The organism is Paenibacillus sp. FSL H8-0104 (genome assembly GCF_038050215.1).
Taxonomy (GTDB): Bacteria; Bacillota; Bacilli; order Paenibacillales; family Paenibacillaceae; genus Paenibacillus; species Paenibacillus amylolyticus.
Window position 1 is genome coordinate 244365 of the sequence record NZ_JBBOTC010000001.1, and the last position, 22379, is coordinate 266743.

The window sequence follows — 22379 nt, forward strand, 5'->3', positions numbered from 1 at the left end:
ATAAAAGAAATCCGGGGATAACAGCGATCGAAAGATGGTACTGCAATCGGAGTGACCAGGCGTAACATGCATGGTTTATCTTTTATCTAATCCAAAGGAGATGAAACAGGATGAGCGAAACCAAAGAAACCGTACTGGAGCAGGAAGAGAAGATCGTCGAAGCCGGGGTGCACAATTTTAGCAAAGAGGATGAGTGGATCAAACCGGAAGATCCGCTGCTGAATGAGCGGCTGGAGTGGTTCAAGGATCAGAAGCTGGGGTTGATGATGCACTGGGGGCCGTATTCCCAGCTTGGTCTTGTGGAATCCTGGGCGCTGAGCGACGAGGATGGCGATTGGTCGCGCGATGACATCGACTGGACGGATGACATGGAAGATTTCAAACGGGAATATTTCGATCTGAACAAAACCTTCAATCCGATTCGTTTCCAGCCCGAGGAGTGGGCACAGATGGCGGCAGATAACGGGTTCAAATACTTCCTGTTCACCACCAAGCACCATGACGGTTTCTGCATGTGGGATACCAAGACGACGGATTACCGGATTACGGGCAAGGACACGCCTTTTCATACCCATAAGTATGCGGACATCTGTCGAGCACTGTTTGACGCTTTTCGGGCCAAAGGACTGGGTATCTCAGCGTATTTCTCCAAAGCGGACTGGCATACCCCGTATTACTGGGCACCGGGCATGGAGCGTGGACGTCATATGTGGCGCGGCCCTTCGTATGATCCCCATAAGTATCCGTGGCTGTGGGAGAAATTCGTGGAGTTCACACATGAGCAGATCATGGAGCTGCTGACGAATTACGGGCGGATCGAATGTCTGTGGCTGGATGCCGGCTGGGTGCGCGAAGGTCGCCATGGTCAAGATATCAGGTTGGGAGAAGTCGTGGAACGGGCGCGTCAGACCACACAACCTTGGCTTCTGTCCGCAGATCGCACCGTGGGTGGGCCGTATGAGAATATCGTTACCCCCGAGCAGACCATACCGGAACATCCGATGAACATTCCATGGGAGAGCTGTATTACGGTGGGGAACTCCTTTGCTTTTGGATTCGATGATCAGTATAAAACGGGAAGACAGCTGGCACATATTCTACTCGAAGTCGTGTCCAAGGGTGGTAACCTGGCGCTGAATGTAGGACCACAACCCGATGGGCGTCTGCCAAAAGGGGCAATTCGAGGCATCAAGGGCCTCGGTGAATGGTTGGGTACTCATGGAGAAGGCGTCTATGGAACCCGGATCTGCGGGCCATATTATACGAAAGATTGGGCTTTCACCCAGAAGGAAGAGATCAACACCGTATATGCCTTCCGTATATACAGAAACGAGAATGAGACCGTACAACCACAGTTGGTCATTCCTTATCTGGAAAAGGTAGAGCGGATCGAACTCGTCGGTAGCGATGACGTACTTTCGTATCAGCTGACAGAAGACGGACTTCTCGTGGAACTGCCCCAATCCGCTGCAACCAGTGGTACACCCATCACACATACGTTCAGGCTAGTCACAAGCGCATAGAACGCCATGTCAATTCCGGGGGAGATATAACAGCCTCCGGGATTTTTTTATTCATACATAAGGGACACAATCACCAATAGAAACGGCTCGCAATCGCTTGTCACACAAGGGTTTGTGGAATAAAGAGAAGTCGGAGAAAATTGCAAATTGATAAAAGTTTACCGTGCGATGTACTATCAAATCAAGAAAGCGCTACCTGATATGAATGTTTACATCATGTTTGTTAAACAAGGAACTAGGAACAGAAAAAAGGATGTTTAAGGGATGTAAATGTAATGTATTATTACACTTGAGGTGTAGAAGGAGTGACGCAAATGAGTCGAGCTACGGAAAGCATACCCGCCAAGATGGAACTCCAACAGAGGAAACATGTGGAGCCCAAGCGGCAGCATCCATTCATCAAAAGCCTCAAGAAACACTGGGAACTCTACCTGCTCGTGTTGCCCCCGGTATTGTATCTGTTGATCTTCAAGTACATCCCTATGGTGGGTGTCCAAATCGCCTTCAAGGACTTCAGTGTAGTCAAAGGAATCTGGGGAAGCCCGTGGGTCGGATTCAAACACTTTGAAGCCTTCTTCCAATCTCCAAACTTCTGGCTGTTAATCAAAAACACGATAGGCATCAGCTTTTATTCCTTAATTGCTGGTTTCCCCATTCCGATCCTTCTGGCGCTGGCGCTGAATGAGATTCGAACGGGTTACTTCAAAAAGACCGTGCAGATGGTCACTTACGCTCCGCATTTTATCTCAACGGTTGTTATGGTATCCATTATCATTCTGATGCTCTCCCCGCATGTGGGCGTAGTAGACAAGCTGTTCACACTGCTCGGCTTCCCGATGACGAACTTCATGGGCATACCGGAATACTTCAAATCGATCTATGTCTGGTCAGGTGTGTGGCAGGGCATGGGGTATTCATCAATTATATATATCGCAGCTCTTGCTGGTGTTGATCCATCTCTCTATGAAGCAGCGAAGATGGACGGCGCATCAAGGCTTCGGAAAATATGGCACATCGACCTCCCGTCGCTCGTTCCAGTCACCGTTATCATGCTGATTCTGAGTCTGGGCAGCATTATGGGCGTGGGCTTTGAGAAAATATACCTGATGCAGAATCCACTCAACACAAGCGCTTCGGAGGTCATCTCCACGTATGTGTACAAGGTGGGTCTGATCGGGGCGAATTTCAGCTTCTCCTCGGCAGTAGGGTTCTTCAACTCCATTATCAACCTGATCCTGCTGGTTATCGTCAACGGCATATCGCGCAAAGTATCCCAGAACAGCTTGTGGTAAAGGAGGAGCTTATCCATGTTCAACCTGATTAATCGTAACCGGATCAAGGACCCGCTCGGTGACCGCATTTTCATGACATTCAACTATATTTTTCTGTTCGCCATACTGCTAACGGTGTTTTATCCACTCTTGTATATCATCAGTTCTTCGTTCAGCTCTTCACGAGCCGTGACATCCGGTCAGGTGTGGCTGTTCCCGGTAGACTTTAACATCAAGGCGTACATCTCCATTTTCAAAAGCCAACAGCTTATGCTCGGTTTTTTTAACACGATCATCTACACCGTGGTGGGAACGTTCATTAACGTGGCACTGACCGTCATGCTGGCGTATCCCTTGTCACGCAAGTCGTTCTATGGACGAGGAGCCATTATCATTTTCATGATGATCACGATGTTCTTTGATGGCGGTCTGATTCCCACCTACCTCCTGATGAAAGACTTACACCTGCTGGATACACGTTGGGCGATGTGGTTGCCCGGGGCGCTCGCGGTGTTCCAAGTCATCGTGGCAAGGACGTTCTTCCAATCTTCCATCCCGGAAGAGCTTGGTGAGGCCGCAGAAATGGATGGTTGCCGGGATATCCGGTATCTGATCAGTGTAGTTCTTCCCTTATCCAAGCCCATTCTGGCGGTCATGACACTCATGTATGCCGTCGGTCACTGGAATGCGTACTTTGATGCACTGATCTACCTGCGTTCCGAGAAGTTGTTCCCTTTACAATACGTGCTTCGCAATCTGCTAATCCTCAACGCTGCTGATCCGGCGATGCTCGCCAATACCAGCCAACAGATGCGAGACCAAGGGTTCGAGCAGGTGTTGAAATATGCACTGATCGTTGTCGCGAGTATTCCAATTCTGATCATGTATCCATTTGTACAGAAGCATTTTGTTAAAGGGGTCATGGTTGGTTCCCTCAAAGGTTAATCCTTGTGAGTTAAGCCTGGTTGCCTTTTGAAAGGAGGTGGAAGGAACACGCCGGCTTCCGGGGTCGATTTTATAAACGTGCAGTACAAGTCAATAATTTGCCGTTATGAACAAAAAGGAGGAGTCAGATTGAGAAAATCTTGGATTTCGATGTTGTTTCTGGTCTTTGCTTCGATGGCTTTGTTGTCCGCATGCAGTTCATCCGAGGAGTCGGGTGGAAGTAGCGATGGTAGCGGGGAGAGCGGCGGTCCTGTAACCATGACCCTCTTTGCTCCGCAAGGCAAAGCGTCCATGGAAGAGAATGAATTCACCCAATTTATCGAAGACAAGTTCGACGTTACCCTAAAATGGGATCTGGCCCCAACGGACGCCTTGCAGGATCGCAGACAATTGCTGCTGGCTAGTGGTGATTATCCGGAAGTATTTCTTCACGGCAAGTTCACCACCTCAGACCTTCAAACCTATGGAAAACAGGGCGTGTTCCTTCCGCTACAAGATCTGATTCAGAAGTATGGTCCGAATCTGACCAAGATTATGGAAGAGAAACCATACTTCAAAGAAGCCATTACGGCACCGGACGGCAACATCTATGCGCTGCCTATCTTCAATGAATGTTACCACTGTACGTATGCACAGAAATACTGGATCAACACGGAATGGCTCGATAATCTGGCTCTGAAAATGCCAACCACAACTGATGAACTGTATACCGTTCTGAAGGCGTTTAAGACACAAGATCCAAACGGTAACGGGAAAGCGGACGAGATTCCACTTACAGGCGCACCGAACAAGTATGTATGGAATGGCAACATTGATGCCTACCTGATGAATAGCTTTATATACAATGACAACGACAAATATCTGATCGTGAACGATGGCAAGGTGAGTTTTGCCGCCAATCAGGAAGGCTGGAAGAAAGGGCTGGAGTACATGAACAAGCTCTATGCAGATGGCCTGATTGATCCGGCTTCCTTTACACAGAATGATCAGGCGATTGGACAGCTGGGGAACAAGGAAGGCGATGAAGTGGTCGGCTCCATTACAACGGCGCTGGTCAGTTATCTCGTGAATACTTATGACAAAGATATCACCCGTCATCAACACTGGGAGATTGTTCCTCCATTGAAAGGACCAGATGGAGTGCAGACGACAGGCGCCACGCAGAGCGTAGGTGAGTTTGAGTTTGCCATCACGAACAAAGCGACAGAAGCACAGCAGATTGCCGCCATCAAAATCGTAGACTACATGTTCAGTGAAGAAGGTGCGCTGTACGCGGAGTATGGACCAACTGAAGGAAAGGGCTGGAAGAAGGCAGATGCCGATGAGAAAAACATCAATGGTGAGCCTGCCAAATACAGCTACTACAACCTGCCTGAGCGTGATCCAAACGTTGTTGTGAACGAGAGCTGGTCACAGATCGGAGCACATGACTTGTCCAACACGTTCCGTAATCTGTTTGCAGAAGGACAGAATCCATTAGAAGCAGAGGGTTATGGTACACGTCTGGCTCAAGCAACCAATGTGTATGAACCTTATGCACCCAAAGAAGTATACCCTGCGAACGTGTTTATCCGTCCGGAGGATACGGAATCAGCTGCACAACTGACTACGGCCATTAAGGATTATGTGCAGACGAATATGGCACAGTTCATTATTGGCAGCAAAAGCATTGATAAGGAATGGGATTCGTATGTCAAAGGCTTCGATGGTCTCGGACTGAGTAATTACCTTGAGATCTACCAGCGTGCCATTGAGAAAAATCAATAATTGAAGGATTCAATATAGAGGCTGTCCCGTCTGTCACCCGTGACCGGGACGGTCTTCTCCTATGACAACCCCACGTCATCCGATATAATGTACTGAATATTTATGGAAAATTAGCGATCAGCACAGATGTTTGTTTGTCGTCATTCAGCATGAACAGTAACGGTGGGGGGATCTCGGAGATGAACAACAATTGGTTTAGGCGTTTGCTGTTATCGTATCTGCCTGTTTTTTTTATTGTGACGACCATTCTATTCTTTATTTTCTTTCAAGTATTCAATGAACAGAACCGTAGAGAAGCGCTCAAGGCCAATGAATTTCTGGCCTCACAGGTTACTCAATATCTGGACAACTCCCTACGTTCCATCGACTTCAAGGTACTGCGTGAGATTTTGACCAACCCTAACTTGAAGAATTATTTCTCGGTATCTGGCAGCGATGATGTGTATGCCGGCATTCAGGCGGTCCAGGTGGTTGATGAATTGAAAATAGAGTATCCGCTGATTGATTCGATTTATCTCGTTCGATACGGGGATGGCACGGTCTTCAGTAACGGGAAGGCTGTTCCGATTGAAGAGTTCCCGGATGCAGACTTTATTGCAGATAGCCGGTCAAGGGATGAACAGAAATGGGCAGGAGCACGAGCGTTCCGGGCTTTTCCATCGCAAGCGACTGAGCAAGTGATTACAATTGTGCGCAGTGTAGGAAACGGCAAAGGACTTGTGGTCACAAACGTGGACCTGAGTACCCTGAGAAAATCCATTATGCAGATGTATGATCCGGAATTTACGTTTGTGAACATCTTCAACCGTGCGGGCGGCAATCTGTGGGATAGCAGCATGCCAGGAGGGGCTGCAGCTTCTACTAAAACCGCATCGGGAGAAGTCTTCTCCGAATTTACGTCGAGTTATAGCGGTTGGAAAGTGCAGACAGGTCTCAATAATGGAAAAATCATCAAATGGACGCTGCAATTTTATAATATCTGGTTTGCCTTTGCGGTAGTGGTTGTATTGATCGGGGTGGTGTGGGTGATCTACGTGACCCGTAGAAACTACAAGCCGATTCAGCAGATTGTCACGTTAATTCAGACCGTCTCTTCGCAGAAGCAATCGGGGCTCAACTATGGCAAAGAGAATGAGTTTCGATTCATCCATACAACGTTGGAACGCATGATTGATCAGACGAGACAATATCAGGAGGAGCATGAAGAGAATCTGATTTTGCAGAAAAAAATGTTCTTTCAGGAGTTGCTGGAGGGCACACGAGACTTTACGAGCACGGAGCTGACAGCGGAGATGAAGAAGTTCAAACTGCCTGAGCTGGAGCATCATTGGGCCGTCATGGTGGTCGAGATGGATCGGTATGATGCATTTGTGACGGAGTATCATCATCAGGACCAATCCCTCCTGAAATTTGTGTTATCCAGTATTCTGCAGGAGAGTGCGCGTCATGAAGGAACGGAAGTATGGGCTGAATGGATCTCCGATCAGCGTCTGTACGCCATCCTCTGGATTCCGGAAATGGAACAGGCCGAGGAGACTGAGCATCGATTACTCGCTGGTTATCTGGACAGAATCGATCAGTATCTGAACTTCACCGTGACCATTGGTGTTGGTCGGGTTGCTGTTGATATTCGGGGGTTGAGAGCTTCAGTGAAAGAAGCTGTGCACGCGCTGGAGTACAAGGCTGTACTGGGCATAAATCGCATCATTCCGTGTAGTGATGTGCCGAATTCGACCAATGATGTGTATGAGTTCCTGAAGACCATCTCCCTGCTGGTACAGGCGATGCGCTTGTCGGACGATGTTTGGGAAAAGCATTTTGAGAGACTGTTTGAACAAATCAGTGAGTCCGTTCTGTCCCGTCAGGAGATTATGAATACAATCCAATTGTTATTTCAACATTACAATCGGGAATTCGCCGAACTTCCACGAGAGTATCAGGAGTCATGGGCCGCTATATTCACCCCACTTCTTCCAAGGCTGGAGGGCTGGGAGACGTTAGACGATCTGCGTGAGCTGTGCTGGGAAGGGTTCAGAGAACTGGCGTTGCAGATGCAGACGCTGCATTGTTCCCGAAAACACAGATCACATATTCTGGAGATTCGCAAATACATCGAAGAGCATTACAACAATCCTGATCTGTCACTGAACTACCTTAGTGATCTATTCGATATTAATCCGAAGTATCTGAGTAAGCTTTTCAAGGATGAGATTGGGGAGAAGTTTGTGGATCTGCTCATTAGTCATCGCATCGAAAAAGCCAAGCTGCTCATGCAGGAGACCGATAAGGCTATTCAGGAGATCAGTGAGGAAGTGGGATACACAAACTATAATTCCTTCAACCGGGCTTTCAAAAACGTGGTGGGTGTGGCACCAAGTGACTACCGCAAAGCCATGTGAGTGCATGCGCCTAACTAATTCCGAACGCATAAGGAGAATGTGCATATGGACTATAAAGATGCTTCGCTTCCCATTCAGGAACGGGTTCAGGATCTGATCGGACGGATGACAACGGCAGAGAAGATTGGACAACTCATTCAGCCGATGGGGTGGAAGACGTATAATAAAGCAGCTGATGGTACAGTACAGGTGACGGAAGAGTTCAAAACGTACATGGAACAGGGGGGTGTCGGTTCTCTGTACGGTGTGCTTCGGGCCGATCCATGGACCGAAGTGACGCTGGAAACGGGGCTTACCCCACGGCAGGGAGCCGTTGCCACAAATGTCATTCAGCAGTATGCCATGGAGCATTCCCGGCTGGGCATACCCATTTTGTTTGGGGAAGAGTGTTCCCACGGGCATATGGCGATCGGGGCAACAGTTTTTCCGGTACCGTTAATGGTGGGAAGTACGTGGAATATGGAGCTGTACCGCAAGATGTGTGAAGCCATCGCTGTGGAGACCCGGAGCCAGGGGGGAGCGGCAACGTATTCCCCGGTGCTTGATGTCGTACGTGACCCGAGATGGGGACGGACGGAGGAATGTTTTGCCGAAGATCCATACTTAATCGGTGAATTCGCAGTAGAAGCCATGAAGGGACTACAGGGTGATCGGCTCGACTCCAACCAGACGATTGTCGCTACACTTAAGCATTTTGCGGCTTATGGCAGCTCAGAGGGTGGACGTAATGCAGCACCTGTGCATATGGGATTACGTGAATTACATGAAATAGATCTGTTGCCGTTCAAAAAAGCAGTGGAAGCCGGGGCATGTTCCGTCATGACCGCTTATAACGAGATTGATGGTGTACCGTGCACGTCCAGTACGTATCTGCTGAATGACCTTCTGCGCGAGCAGTGGGGTTTTGATGGGTTTGTGATTACTGATTTTGGTGCCATTCAGATGTTGGTCCATGGACATAACACCGTCGAGAACGGGGAGCAGGCCGTGGCACAGTCCCTTCAGGCAGGTGTAGACATGGAAATGTCCGGGTACATGTACCGCAAACATCTTGGTCAGGCGCTTGAGCAGGGATTGATCGAAGAGAAGGATCTGGACTTGGCTGTGTGGCGAGTGCTAGAGATGAAATTCAGACTTGGTCTGTTTGAACAACCTTTCGTAGATCCTGACTTTGCAGAACAGGTCATCGGATGTGAAGACCATACACAGCTGGCGAGGGAAGTTGCACAAGAGGGGATTGTTTTACTGAAAAATGAGGGAAATACTCTTCCGCTTGCCAAAACAGGTCCAAAGCTAGCTGTCATTGGTCCGAACGCGAACCATATCTATAACCAACTTGGGGACTATACCTCGCCACAACCGAGAGAGCAGATCGTCACCGTACTGGATGGCATTACGCGCAAGCTTGGCGCGGATTCGGGTCAGGTGCTGTACGCGCCTGGCTGCCGGATTAAAGGCGACTCCAGAGAGGGCTTTGCGCAAGCGCTGGCTTGTGCGGAACAGGCAGATGCCATCGTGATGGTGATGGGCGGGTCCAGCGCCCGCGATTTTGGTGAAGGTACGATCGACTTGCGGACAGGTGCGTCTGTGGTGACCGATGATCCATGGAACGACATGGAGTGTGGCGAGGGCATTGACCGGGCTTCCCTGAATCTCATGGGTGTTCAATTGGAACTGGTGCAGGAGGTACATAAGCTTGGGAAACCCGTTATCGTTGTGTATATTAACGGCCGCCCCATTGCTGAACCTTGGATTGATGAGCATGTCCATGCGATTGTGGAAGCGTGGTACCCCGGACAGGAAGGTGGTAACGCGATTGCGGATATTCTGTTTGGCGATGTGAATCCATCTGGCCGCCTTACCGTCTCCATTCCCAAGCATGTTGGGCAACTTCCGGTCTACTATCATGCCAAACGCACTCGTGGCAAACGGTATCTGGAGATGGATCTGGCGCCGCAGTATCCGTTTGGATATGGACTGAGCTACACCGAATTCAAATACGAGAATGTAAGAGTAATGCCCGGCGTAATTGGGCCAGAAGATGAGGCACAGGTGATGGTTGAAGTCACGAATACCGGAGCGGTTGCGGGAAGTGAGGTTGTGCAGTTGTACATCACGGATGTGTCGGCTTCGGTTACGCGGGCTGAAATGTCACTTAAGGGTTTTCGTAAAATTCATCTGAAGCCAGGACAGACCCAGACCGTTACATTCCCTGTGCAAAAAGAACACCTCGCACTGATCGACTCCCGTCTCCAGTCTGTCGTAGAACCGGGTGAATTCAGGCTCATGGTTGGCCGCAATTCTATGGATTGGACCGCCTGCAGTCTGCACATCCAGAAGGTGGGGGTGGAGGTATGATTCGAATTCAGCGATTCATCGAAGATCTGAAGCACCGACAATGGCTGGATACGATCGAGCTTCCAGCGTGGGAGATGCAGAGGGCCAGATACATTCGGCCAGGGGAATACGAGTACGAACAGGCAGAAGTAAATGAAGATGAGCAGGCAGACAAGGCTATGCAAAGATTGAATCCGCTGAACAGCGTACATGGAACGACGTATTTTCTGAGCAAACGTGTGGAGATTCCGGCGGAATGGCAGGATCAGGCTGTTGGACTGATCTTCGAGGCCGGAGGAGAAGGGCTGCTGAAGGTGAATGACATGCCGTATCACGGACTGGACCGGAATCACGGGTTCGTACCCCTTCCGAGAAGTCGGGTAGGAAATACACCGCAGTTGGAGATTGAACTCTACGATCCGATTCCGGAGCCGCATGATCCACTCAACCGACAAGCCGTTATTCAGCCGCCTATTCAGGGCATTCGGGCAGCGTTGGTTCATGTTAATCAGCCACTGCAGAGCCTGATGTACAGCGTGACGGTACTCGCCGAGTCGCTCCGGGCATATAACGAGAAGGGACCCAAGCGGATGGCACTTGTTCAGGCTATTCATCAGGTGATGGATAACATGTACAATGACCCGGAACGCTGGAATGATGCAACCTGGATACAGAACTTCGAATATGTATTAGCACAGTCAGTACAGCAGGAAGACCCGGAGGAATATCGGAGTGGCTTCATGCATCTGGTTGGACAATCCCACATTGATATTGCCTGGCTGTGGCCTGTACGTGAGACGGTTCGCAAGTCCAGTCGCACGTTCTCGACCATGTGCACCTTGATGGATACGTACCCGGATTTTGTGTATTCCCAGAGCCAACCGCAGTTGTACGCCTTCGTGAAGGATCATTACCCGGAGCTGTACGAGCGAGTTAAAGCCCGTATTGCTGAAGGCCGCTGGGAGCTGGTCGGAGGCATGTGGGTCGAGCCGGATCTGAATATTCCGAGTGGCGAGTCGTTAGTTCGGCAGATTCTGTATGGACAGAACTTCTATCAGGCGGAGTTTGGCAAACGCTCCAACATCGAGTGGCTGCCGGATACCTTTGGCTACTGCGCTTCCTTACCGCAGATGCTGAAACTCGCGGGTATTCCTTATTTTATGACCACCAAGCTGAATTGGAATGATACCAATGCGTTTCCGTATGACCTCTTCGACTGGGTAGGCATAGATGGCACTTCCGTGCTGGCATATCTGAATCATGGGGTGAATGAACATACGCGTCCCAAAGATGTGGATGAACATTGGCAATCATTTAAACAAAAGGATGTGCACCCTGAGCAAATGTTGCTTTACGGACATGGCGATGGTGGTGGTGGCGTGACGAATGAGATGGTGGAGTTTGCGGAGCGATCCCATTTGATGGTTGGACAGCCAATCAGTAAATTCAGCACAGCAGGGGCTTTTTTTGAAGACATATCATTAAATAATCCGACGTTGCCGAAATGGCACGGGGACTTGTATCTGGAACTGCATCGCGGAACGTATACAACTCATGCAAGGAACAAACGTAGCAACCGTAAGGCAGAGGTATTGTACCGGGAAGCGGAAATCTGGGGGCAATTTGCCGGGGCTTACGGCGCGCGCACGAAGAATGATCTGGATGAAGGCTGGAAGTTGATTATGCTCAACCAATTCCATGACATTATTCCGGGAACGTCGATTCCAGAAGTTTACGTAACGTCCACCGACGAGTACACGAAAGTATTTGCACTGGGTACATCCGCACTGCGGGAAACGCTGGATACCCTTGCGGAGAACATTGCAACAGATGAACTCGATGGTCTTCCTTACATTATATTCAACAGCCTCGGCTGGAAACGCGGAGAAAATATCACCATTACAGGGGATGCTCACCTCGCCAGGATGGCAGCATTTGATCGTCAAGGAAACCGTCTGGCCTGTGATCTTGAACAAAAGGAAGACAAGTATACGTTGCTCGTGCATGTTCCGTCGATTCCTGCTTTTGGGTATACAACCATATGGCTGCGCGAAGCATCGGATGTTATCCTTCCAGTAAGAGAAGAAAAATCCTTCCCTTCCACGTGGGAAACCGAATTCTATACCCTTGAGTTCAATGACTTGGGAGAGATCACCCGATGGTATGACAAAACGGTAGGACGTGACTGGCTGAAGCCTGGTGATCGGGCGAATGAGTGGCAGTTTTTCCACGACAAACCGACGTACTGGGATGCATGGGATATCGATCCACGATTTGAATCTCAGCGAGCTGGTGCGGTGCAGTTGATCTCCAGAGAGATTGTACAGCGCGGGGCTACGCGAGATGTACTACGCTTTGTCTGGAAGTTGAATCAATCGGAGATCAGTCAGGATATCATTTTGCATCGTTACCAGCGGCGTGTTGATTTCCGTACAAAAGTGAACTGGAATGAGAGCCATAAACTGCTCAAGGTGGCATTTCCGGTGGACCTGGTGGCAGCCAAAGCGGCTTATGAAATTCCGTTTGGAGCGTTGGAGCGTCCAACTCATAACAACACCAGTTGGGAGCAGGCGCAGTTCGAGGTCTGTGGACATCGTTGGGCGGATATCTCGGAGGGCAACAGCGGTGTGAGTTTGCTGAATGATTGCAAGTACGGGTATGACATCAAGGATCGGACGATCCGCCTGTCTCTGCTTCGTGCTCCGAAATGGCCGGATGAACATGCCGATCAGGGCGATCATGAATTCACGTATTCGATCCTGCCACACCAGGGAGATTGGCGACAAGCTGCCGTCGTTCGCCGGGCGATGGAGCTGAATCATCCGGTCGAAGTTGTGGCAGCGAGTCAGTCTTCCGGTCACTTGCCAGCTGAACATGCTTGGGTTCAGTTCAACAGTGAGCATGTCATTCTGGATGCAATCAAGCCAGCGGAAGACGGTTCCGGAACAGTACTACGTTTCTACGAATCATCCGGAGGTCGGGAAACGGTGCAGGTTCAGTGGGCTGAAAAGGAAATCAAAGCGTCCATCATTAATCTGCTGGAGGATGAGATCCATCCGTTGGCTTGTTCAAACGGCACAATTGAACTGACATTCAAACCGTATGAGATCAAGTCGGTGAAACTTGTTGATATCAGTAATGAGTCGAACCTTACATTTACATGAGAACGTAGAGTTACTCACTCAATCACAGGAGGTATGACATGAAATTAACGAATAAGATTGGTGTCATCGTGGATAGCTTTGGCGTAGGGGGACGGGAAGGGTTGAACAAAGCCAAAGACGTAGGTGCAGAAGGTGTGCAGATCTACGCCGTCAAGGGAGAGATGGACCCTGAAAATTTGTCACCTGCGGCGCGCAAGGAGCTGAAGAGTTACATCGATTCGTTGGGTCTCGAAATTTCAGCATTGGTCGGTGATCTGGGCGGACATGGGTTTCAGGTCAAGGAAGATAATCCGTGGAAAGTAGAGAAGTCGAAGCGGATCGTGGATCTGGCCCTCGATCTAGGCACCAACATTGTCACTACACATATCGGCATTGTTCCACATGACCCTTCATCAGAAGTTTATGCCACACTGCATGCTGCTTGTGAGGAACTGGGCCAATACGCCAAAAGTGTTGGCGCATACTTTGCCATTGAGACAGGACCGGAAACGGCTGCTGACTTGAAAGGATTCCTGGATACGTTATCGACCAACGGAGTATCGGTGAATTTTGATCCGGCGAATATGGTGATGGTGACCGGAGATGATCCGGCGCGGGGCGTTCATCTGCTCAAGGATTACATCGTACATACTCATGTGAAGGATGGTGTGCGGCTGAAGGAAGTTGACCCACGAGACGTATACGGAGCGGTCGGTTATGCCCCTATGGATCACGATAAGATTGCCGAGATGGTCTCTTCCGGGACTTTCTTCCGTGAGGTGCCGCTGGGCGAGGGTGGCGTTGATTTTGATGGATACTTTGCAGCGCTTCAGGAGATTGGTTACACCGGTTATCTGACGATTGAACGTGAAGTAGGCCATCAACCGGAGCAGGACATTCGCAAAGCGGTTCAATTTATCCAACAATATCGATAGGGAGCTGAGCAGATGAAAGTGGGCCTGAGCACGTATAGTTTGTTGAACGATTTGAATTCGGGTGAGATGACGGTGCTGGATGTGATCGACTGGATTGCGGCGAACGGCGGCGAGCATATGGAAATGGTTCCTTACGGTTACACTGTTGAGGATAATCACGATCTGGCGGATGCGATTCGGGAACGGGCAGCGTCTAAGGATATTGAACTGTCCAACTACTCGCTGCCAGCGAACTTCGTGCAGGAGACGGAAGAGGCGTTTGAAGAGGAGATGGCTCGGGTCAAAAGACATGTGGATGTCGTACACCGGATGGGTGTAAAACATCTGCGTCATGACGTCACGGCGTTTACCCTGCCAAAGGAGAAGATGACCATCGCCTGGTTCGAGCAAAATCTGCCGCTGATGGTGCGGGGAAGCCAGATCATTGCGGACTATGCCGCGCAGTTTGGCATCACGACAACCATTGAAAATCACGGCTTCAGCGTGCAGGCGAGTGATCGGGTGCAGCGTGTTCTGCATGCTGTAGATCGTCCGAACTTCAAAACAACACTCGATATTGGAAACTTCATGTGTGTGGATGAGAATCCGATCATTGGTGTCATGAAAAATCTGCCGTACGCTTCTCTGGTCCACTTTAAAGATTTTTACTTCCGTCCTTATGATGAGCATCCAGGTGAGGGTGAATGGTTTACGACGGCCAACGGTAACTTCCTGCGTGGGGCCATCGTTGGACAAGGTGACATTCCAATTCGTAAAATTGTAAAGCTGATCAAAGACTCCGGTTATGATGGCAACATTACGGTGGAGTTCGAAGGCATGGAGGAATGCAAATCCGCATCCAAAATCGCCATGGACAACCTGCGCCGCTTCTGGGAAGAGGCGTAACGAAGCATAACGAGGGAATGGATCAAGGGCCACTTTTCGAAGTGGCTCTTATTGTTGATCATCAGGATTCTGGACTGCCCATCGATCCAGGATCATTTCGATGTAACGCATGGTATCCGTTGTCATACCATATACACGAGCTGACTGATCATCCTCTGGGGTGATATAATCCCAATATTTTTCTGCCAATTCTGCATTCCCTTGAAAAGCCCTTTCAGCATAATCAGAGATTCGAATGGCCAGTAACCGTGAGGCTTCGGAATCCGGAGGTTCCATCTTGCATGTATGGACATCTTTAAGAATATCAGCCCATTCCATGGATATTGAATTGTTCTGATTATTCAGAGGTAACGATTCCATTTCTTCAGGTGTAAAAACATCTTGTCGGAACTTGCCCGGAGGCTGATCCAGTTCACGGATGAAACCCAACATTTCATCCAGACTGATTGTACCAGATGCTCTGATGGCATATAGGGTTGAAAAAAGAAGATGCTCGACCTTGCTTAATCTCTCCTGCTGTTCCTTAACGACGGCCAGTTGTTGTTCCAACGTATTATTCCATAAAGTAAGGGTACTCTCTGGTTCAGAGCGAGCAGCATCCTGATCGAGGAATTCTCCAATCTCATTCAATTTAAAATGCATTTTCTTCAAAATGGTAATCTGCTGAAGCCGTAAAATATCCTTTTCACCATATAATCGATACTGATTGTTCTCATTACGGGCCGGTCGCAGTAAACCCAGCTTTTCATAATAATGCAGTGTTCGGATGGATACTCCGGTATGTTTGGATAGTTGTCCAACGGTATACAACAGGCAGAACCCTCCCTCATGATTTATGTATTCTCCACCAGCGCCATGCATTGAGCACCGCCAGAATGATCCCACCGACGAAGATTATCATCATATACAAAATAAATATTTCGGCCAACCCGTTATCTTGCGCGGTATAGTTTAACAATGCTGGTCTATCACCTGGCATAACAACGAATCTGGCTACCTCCAGGTAAGCGATATGAAATCCGATGGAGGCCCATAAAGATCCGGTCAAACTGCGCAGAAGCTGTAACGTGATACCATAGGTCAATAGCAGGATCATATAATCCAAGGTTATCCGGTTTCCGGCATCCATACCGACGAGCTCTTGCAATAGGCTGACACTCATCGGAACCAGCAGAAAGAGTATGATTTGAGTTACATAAGCGAAAAACACAGGAAGTCGCAGTCTGAAGCGTAATCCATCATAGACCATGCCTCGCATGGATAGTTCCTCTGGCAAAGCTTCGTACAAGAAAGCAATACAACTATTAAGTGCAACAGCAAGCAAGAACTCGGCTGAGAAGTGCCACTCCGTAATCGTAATCCAGTTGTTCATACTGGCTATCGCTAACCCGATGAAGGCCAGGGAAGTGGCAAATAATGCGCCAAAGAGCAAGTGAATTATGCTTTTTCCTGTCAGAGGAAGAAGAACGGACTTCATATGGAAGTGCCTTCGAATGACGAGTAGTACGGGCAATACGATACTAATAATTACAACAGCTTGGATGAGATGAACCATCCATTCACCAGCAACAATAGTGCTGACAAACTCCCCTGCGAGTGTAGCAAAAAACAGACCCAATGTCATCGTCAACCAACTCATTCCAATAATGGCTATTCCACTGCTGCGTCGTTTCTTGGTTACATGTTCAGGTGACATACTCATGCTAATCCCCTCCTGAAGCCAGTATAAACCCTCGAGTTAACGTCAGGGTCAAGCAGGAAATATGCCTATCAGAATATGGTTCTGCGCAAGGATTAAGTTACGAGCAGCACAAGTGTGGTATACTGGATATATTCAGCCTGATAATAACTGGCTATGGATAGGAGATGTCACTGATCTATGCAGGTATTCGAGGACTGGAATCAGAAAGTAAAGAGGACGTTTAATGCTACGAACCCCGAGGTAGTATTGACGGTATCGGAAGCTGGAAGTTTGCTTGGTTTGACCAAAGACCAGATGAAACTGTACGTGGACAAGAACAAACTAACGAAGGTCCCGATCATGAGAAGTGTTCACCGATACCTCTTATTGAAAAGTGAAATAGATAACATCGTTCAAGCTCGATAACTTCATAGGATTGAACACAACCATTTTACCGACAGGATTCGGGAGAGTGGTCTTTTTTTTATCGGAAAGGGGACGGAACGTGCTGAATAAAGTGTCAGGTTGGTTCTATCAGCGGGTGAATTGGAAATGGGTTGCAGCTGCGGTTGTTGTTTTTGCCTGTTTCATTGCATTTATTCTGCCCTGGCAGGCGGCAAAGTCGGAGGAGGCCACAGGTGGTGGACAGTCCCCGGATTCCTCTTTTCTGTACACTGCGGATGATCTTTATCAGATGGCTGAGCAGTATGGTGAAGCAGGGCGGAGCGCCTATATTCAGGCACGGTTCACATTTGATCTCATATGGCCCTTAGCCTATCTGTTCCTCTTAGTTGTTCTGTTATCGATACTCTATCGTGTGCTTCCGGTAAAAAGTCGCTGGCGTTGGGTGAATCTGATTCCGGTCTTAGGTTGGGCTATAGACATGCTTGAAAATATAGGTGCGTCCCTGATCATGCATCGTTATCCTGAACGTACGCCTGTGCTTGCTGAACTCACTCCGATATGTACCCTGTTGAAATGGTGTCTGATCTATGCCAGTTTTGCAGCACTGGTTCCGGGTGTTCTGATCACTGCTCTCTACTATATACGCAAGCGTAAGAAGTAGTGGAGAGAGGGATGGATTAAGAATATGTTGGTAACCCTAATCGTGTAAAGGTCCGCAGAGATGAGCGCAGAAATATACGCTTGTCAAAGGACAACCTGTTCATATATACTCATGTCGCAAGTGGCGTGAATCGTATAATTACAAGAGCCCAAGGAGATGAAGAACGCATGTCGATCAGCTTGAATGTGTATCTGGTTACAGACGGTAATGGACGTGAAGCGGTAGATTTTTATCAAAAGGCATTTGGAGCCGAAGTGCTCGCGCTTCAAACATTTGGCGACGGTCCATCTGACCCGAATCACCCCATCCCACCAGAAGCGAAAGACCGTATTATGCATGCTTCTTTGCAAATTGGCAGCTCGGTATTAATGTTGTCTGATACGTTTCCAGGCATGCCGTACACTGTAGGTAATCATGTTACGGTTACGGTGAACACGGATACGGCGGATGAAGCCAAAGCGATTTTCAACCAGTTGCAAGACGGTGGCGAAGTGAAAATGCCGATACAAGAAACGTTCTGGAGTCCAGCCTACGGTTCGGTTGTCGATAAGTTTGGCGTACAGTTTCAGATCAGTGCTACGCCGGGACAAGCTTAAGAGTGTACTCTTCACTAATATAAACTTCAAATGGCAAAAACCTCCGCAATCTGCTTTGAGTAGTTGTGGAGGTTTTTTTGCTTTTTTTGTAATGACTCGTGATTAATCTTCCTTGATTAGTCTTCCTTCTGAATCTTGGAAGGATTGTTGATTTTATAGGGAACCGGGTTACGTGTCAGCTTCTTCTTAATAATTTTCGCTTCAAACGTGATAACGTCGCCCACTTCCAGTTCCTGTTTCTTAACGGTGGCACTGTGGCTTGACCAGGCTTCCCCAACATCAATGACGTCTGGCTCCGTAATGGTAACTGCTTCATAGATGATGACTTCATCGTCATTGTCAGAGAAGTGATTCGGTACGGTGGTGAACTCTTTGACAACGGCACTCATCTTCACTTTACCTTCGGGCAGATCAATCTTGACGCTCTTAGCTTTGCTCGCTGTTTTGGCTTTGGGTTTGGCTTCACTGGCTGTCCCAGACTGAGGTCCAACATACTCTTCTACGAGCCCATCCGGATCACCCTTCATCCCCGAGGAGAATTCATCTGTGTCCGTGTCGTCCGAATCATCCAGATCCGGCGGAATTTCATCCGGGTTAACCAGGGCATCTGGAGTTGGCGTAACATCAGCAGCGACTGGTGCGATTGTATCCGAAGTTGCCGATTCTGTGCTTCGATCTGATCCGGCATTACTTATGCTTCTGGCGCTGTAACTGGACGCTTGCATTTCCTTCAGATAAGACGGGTGAATACAATGTTTTTGTCCATTATCCAGTTGAATAACAGCTGCCATGTGATCCACATATCCAATGATGGTGCACGGCATGTTTAATCCGTTTCCTTTATAATAGAACGTTTTGAGTTTGGTCGCTTTACCAGAAAGCAGGCCCCACTCCTGACATTTCTCAATCAGCTCATCTTCGTTATCCAGCGCAATAAAATCCTGCGGTTCAATCATAAATGCGTATGTCATATGGAATTTCCGCCCTTCCAATCCATTCTTCATGTTCATCGTTTCCAAATTACAACCAGTGTATCACAAATGAGCATTTTGCATAAATCCAATCACTGAAATCTGTACTCGGAGATGAATATTATCAACGCCTGCTCACAGAGGCCTATGCTATAATTTGATCAGAATATATGGTGGGAAGATGCCTTTGATATATATATTTCAGGAAGGGAAGATCTGCATGAAGAAAAAAGTAAATCATCAAGCCGTATGGCTTGCTATAGGAACGGCTATGGGAGTCAGCATTGGTACGGCTACAAAGCAACTTGGACTCGGGATTGCTTTTGGCTTGGCGCTTGGCATTGTGATCGGTTCGGTGGTTAGCAAACGTGCAGGGTCAGACTCGGAACATATGCTCAGCGAACATGTCCGTGAATTGCATAAACCTGATGACTGGGAAGACGCGCTTCATCGCTCGCAGGATCATCCGGTGCTTATCCTAAAACACAGCACAACTTGTCCGACCAGTGCGAGAGCGTACAGAGAGTTTATGGCGTTTGTAGGCACCCATGCATCAGATCCCAAACAACCTATGGACTACCGCATCGTCAAAGTGATTGAAAACCGTTCGTTATCCCGCTACATTGCGGAAGAGACCGAGGTTCATCATGAGTCACCACAGGTGCTTCTGCTCGATCAGGGAAAAGTCGTCCATCATACCTCCCATGGCAAAATCACGAAGAAGAGATTATTGCAGTGGGCAGAGAATCCATTTGGATGAAGTGTATGAGATAGGTTTACTTTAAAAATATCAAAAAAAATCATATCTTTGCACACGAACTTCGATTAAAATATAACTTGTCTTCATATTTATGAATCGGAGTGATCTATATGGAACAATATAAGTTCAAGTCGGAACATAGTCAGATGCTTGTTGATGCTATTGTTGAAGGATACCGCGAATATATTGATCACCGTAAAGATCGGAAGAGAAACATGAAGATTAGTTCAGCCTTTGCCTGGACAAAGGGAAATTTTATTGAGAGCAAAATCGCAGATTATTGCGGTGAACAAGGATTCACTCACAAGAAATCCAAAGCAGGTTTAACATGGGATTATCTCCAGTTCACACATGAAGAATCAAAAGTTCTGTTTCTGATAAAGAACGCAGCCTACTTTAATGAGAATAGTTTTTCCAGTGCCAAGCTACCTACGGGCGTTGACAACAAAGGTGCTTTCCGTACCTATTTACACGATCTCTCCAAGATTAATAACGATCTGGAATTTTCTTTGATTCAACCACGCCGTAATGAACATGGTGAGTTGGAGAGGGTTGAGCAACTTTCTTTTCCAATCTCAGAGAGTCAGGTCAGCCGTGTGAAAGAAGAACTTGAACATCTTGCATCTACATATAATGAGTTTCATATACTCACTTATGCTATTGATGATGCATACCAAATTTCGAAGGTTCAGCATTATCTGCCTAATCCGCATGATAATATCGCTTATTTTATAGAAGATTTATCAGACCTCATCTCTGGTGCTGAACTGGATGATAGTGAACGGGAGGCGCTTACGCCTGATGTGGAAGATATCGTTGATCCGGCAGCTTATGATATTGAAATTTTGGAAGGAGAACAGCGGGGGTGATTCCCTGTGTCGTTCAGTAAGGAGGGAGTAGCATGTTCGTTGGTGAAAATTTGACCAATTTGCGGATCATGCATGGGTATTCGAGAAAACAGCTCTCTGAACAATTAGGTGTGACAGAACAAGCAGTCTGGCAATATGAAAATGCTTATACCTCTCCGAAGGTGCCAATTGTGAATGAGTTGAAACGCATTTTCAGTGTAAAAAGCAAGTATTTTTATACGAAAGATATGCTTACACAGCGTAATAACGCAGCCAACATTGATGTTATGAACATTGCCTATCGTTCGAAAGTGATGAATGTGATATCCAAGACACAGACAGAAGCAAAGCATGTAGAATATCTGGACACGTTCATTAATTATATTACCGCTCAGATCAGCCTTCCCACACTGAATATTATCCAATTGCGGGAAGAGGCAATTGAGTATATGAACCATACAGACGATGATCGTACGACCCAGATCCATTATGTTGCCCATCTTGCGAGACAACGGCTGAATATGGAGCCATCCACGAATGAGAACCTGATGTTCCGGATCGAAAAAAGTGGTGTATATGTTTTTGAAAAAGCGATTGGTGAAGAAATTGATGCGTACAGTCTTTGGACACGAAATGATCGTCCGTTTATCATACTGGGCAACATCAAACGTTCTGCGGTTCGTAGGAATTTTGATATTGCACATGAACTTGGTCATTTGTTGCTTCATTATCGTCTTGAATTTGTCAATCTGGACCGAAAAGAACACAAATTGATTGAAAATGAAGCTAATCTGTTTGCGGGTGCATTTTTATTGCCCGAAGAAGAGTTTTCATCGGACATGAATGAAATCACTTATAAGACGAATCCCGATCAATATCTTGATTTGAAAAATAAATGGAAGACTTCCCTACAAGTGCTGGGATACAGAGCAGCACATCTAGGAATGATGGAAGCTAAGGATCATCGTAATTTCTATGCGGCGATGCACCGAAGAGGATATCTGGAAAAGGAGCCTTTCGACAGGGAGATTCCACTTCAAAAGCCGATGCGAATTAAAACCATTATTGATCTGCTTTCCAATAAAGGTCTTGTGGATATCCGCTATATGATTGAGGAGGATTGGAAAGTGGAAACTTCCTTCTTTCATCATATGACAGGAATAAACACCGACTTTTTTAACAAGTACATGACGAACAAGCCTGAAACTAGTATTCAAAATGTTAGGGAAATGCCTACACGTAGCTCTTGAAA

General features: G+C 47.7%; 18 protein-coding genes. 15 read left to right on the forward strand and 3 right to left on the reverse strand.

Annotated features, from left to right (window positions below):
• Positions 1 to 110 precede the first annotated feature (110 nt).
• The 9 genes from NST38_RS01150 to NST38_RS01190 all read left to right on the forward strand — a co-directional run bounded on the left by NST38_RS01150 (position 111) and on the right by NST38_RS01190 (position 15205).
• The gene (locus tag NST38_RS01150) at positions 111 to 1523 is read left to right on the forward strand and encodes an alpha-L-fucosidase (RefSeq protein WP_076254234.1); all 1413 of its coding nucleotides are present in this window, start codon (positions 111 to 113) and stop codon (positions 1521 to 1523) included.
• A gap of 314 nt (positions 1524 to 1837) precedes the next feature.
• Positions 1838 to 2815, forward strand: a complete 978-nt coding sequence (locus tag NST38_RS01155) for an ABC transporter permease (RefSeq protein WP_074093076.1) — start codon at positions 1838 to 1840, stop codon at positions 2813 to 2815.
• A gap of 15 nt (positions 2816 to 2830) precedes the next feature.
• Entirely contained in the window at positions 2831 to 3739 is a 909-nt protein-coding gene (locus NST38_RS01160) for a carbohydrate ABC transporter permease (protein ID WP_083685095.1), read from the forward strand.
• A gap of 129 nt (positions 3740 to 3868) precedes the next feature.
• Entirely contained in the window at positions 3869 to 5506 is a 1638-nt protein-coding gene (locus NST38_RS01165) for an ABC transporter substrate-binding protein (protein ID WP_051447422.1), read from the forward strand.
• Between the two features lie 179 nt (positions 5507 to 5685).
• A complete protein-coding gene (locus NST38_RS01170; protein WP_076254232.1) occupies positions 5686 to 7905 on the forward strand; it encodes a helix-turn-helix domain-containing protein in 2220 nt (739 codons plus the stop codon).
• Positions 7906 to 7950: 45 nt separating this feature from the next.
• The gene (locus NST38_RS01175; RefSeq protein WP_076254229.1) at positions 7951 to 10263 is read left to right on the forward strand and encodes a glycoside hydrolase family 3 N-terminal domain-containing protein; all 2313 of its coding nucleotides are present in this window, start codon (positions 7951 to 7953) and stop codon (positions 10261 to 10263) included.
• Positions 10260 to 13406: an alpha-mannosidase gene (locus tag NST38_RS01180; protein WP_076254227.1), complete on the forward strand. Its 3147-nt coding sequence runs from the start codon at positions 10260 to 10262 to the stop codon at positions 13404 to 13406. The genes NST38_RS01175 and NST38_RS01180 overlap by 4 nt, the downstream gene beginning before the upstream one ends.
• A gap of 38 nt (positions 13407 to 13444) precedes the next feature.
• Complete coding sequence (locus tag NST38_RS01185) at positions 13445 to 14320, forward strand: sugar phosphate isomerase/epimerase family protein (RefSeq protein ID WP_076254225.1); 876 nt, start codon at positions 13445 to 13447, stop codon at positions 14318 to 14320.
• Positions 14321 to 14332: 12 nt separating this feature from the next.
• Entirely contained in the window at positions 14333 to 15205 is an 873-nt protein-coding gene (locus NST38_RS01190) for a sugar phosphate isomerase/epimerase family protein (protein WP_076254223.1), read from the forward strand.
• 48 nt (positions 15206 to 15253) lie between these two features.
• On the opposite strand, the gene NST38_RS01195 is transcribed toward NST38_RS01190, so the two are convergent.
• Both NST38_RS01195 and NST38_RS01200 read right to left on the reverse strand, forming a co-directional pair.
• Entirely contained in the window at positions 15254 to 16015 is a 762-nt protein-coding gene (locus NST38_RS01195) for a MerR family transcriptional regulator (protein WP_076254220.1), read from the reverse strand.
• A 16-nt stretch (positions 16016 to 16031) separates the two neighbouring features.
• Positions 16032 to 16907, reverse strand: a complete 876-nt coding sequence (locus NST38_RS01200; RefSeq protein ID WP_047841502.1) for a CPBP family glutamic-type intramembrane protease — start codon at positions 16905 to 16907, stop codon at positions 16032 to 16034.
• Positions 16908 to 17084: 177 nt separating this feature from the next.
• Here NST38_RS01200 and NST38_RS01205 point away from each other — a divergent pair, with 177 nt between their 5' ends.
• From NST38_RS01205 to NST38_RS01215, 3 genes are all read left to right on the forward strand, one after another.
• Positions 17085 to 17312 (forward strand): hypothetical protein, encoded by a 228-nt coding sequence (locus tag NST38_RS01205; RefSeq protein WP_017691180.1) that lies wholly within the window; start codon positions 17085 to 17087, stop codon positions 17310 to 17312.
• Positions 17313 to 17391: 79 nt separating this feature from the next.
• Positions 17392 to 17952: a hypothetical protein gene (locus NST38_RS01210; RefSeq protein WP_076254218.1), complete on the forward strand. Its 561-nt coding sequence runs from the start codon at positions 17392 to 17394 to the stop codon at positions 17950 to 17952.
• 167 nt (positions 17953 to 18119) lie between these two features.
• Positions 18120 to 18548: a VOC family protein gene (locus NST38_RS01215; protein WP_047841503.1), complete on the forward strand. Its 429-nt coding sequence runs from the start codon at positions 18120 to 18122 to the stop codon at positions 18546 to 18548.
• Between the two features lie 116 nt (positions 18549 to 18664).
• Here NST38_RS01215 and NST38_RS01220 read toward each other — a convergent pair whose 3' ends face one another.
• Positions 18665 to 19519, reverse strand: coding sequence for a hypothetical protein (locus NST38_RS01220; protein ID WP_076254324.1), 855 nt, complete (start codon positions 19517 to 19519; stop codon positions 18665 to 18667).
• A 220-nt stretch (positions 19520 to 19739) separates the two neighbouring features.
• On the opposite strand from NST38_RS01220, the gene ytxJ reads away from it, so the two are divergent.
• The 3 genes from ytxJ (at position 19740) to NST38_RS01235 (ending at position 22377) form a co-directional block, all read left to right on the forward strand.
• Positions 19740 to 20279 carry a bacillithiol system redox-active protein YtxJ gene (gene ytxJ, locus NST38_RS01225; protein ID WP_256720198.1) on the forward strand — a complete coding sequence of 180 codons (540 nt, stop codon included), beginning with the start codon at positions 19740 to 19742 and terminating at the stop codon, positions 20277 to 20279.
• A gap of 110 nt (positions 20280 to 20389) precedes the next feature.
• Positions 20390 to 21148: a spr1630 family ClpXP-sensitive toxin gene (locus NST38_RS01230; protein WP_017691175.1), complete on the forward strand. Its 759-nt coding sequence runs from the start codon at positions 20390 to 20392 to the stop codon at positions 21146 to 21148.
• 32 nt (positions 21149 to 21180) lie between these two features.
• The gene (locus tag NST38_RS01235) at positions 21181 to 22377 is read left to right on the forward strand and encodes a spr1629 family repressor/antitoxin (protein ID WP_076254215.1); all 1197 of its coding nucleotides are present in this window, start codon (positions 21181 to 21183) and stop codon (positions 22375 to 22377) included.
• The last annotated feature ends 2 nt before the right edge of the window (positions 22378 to 22379 follow it).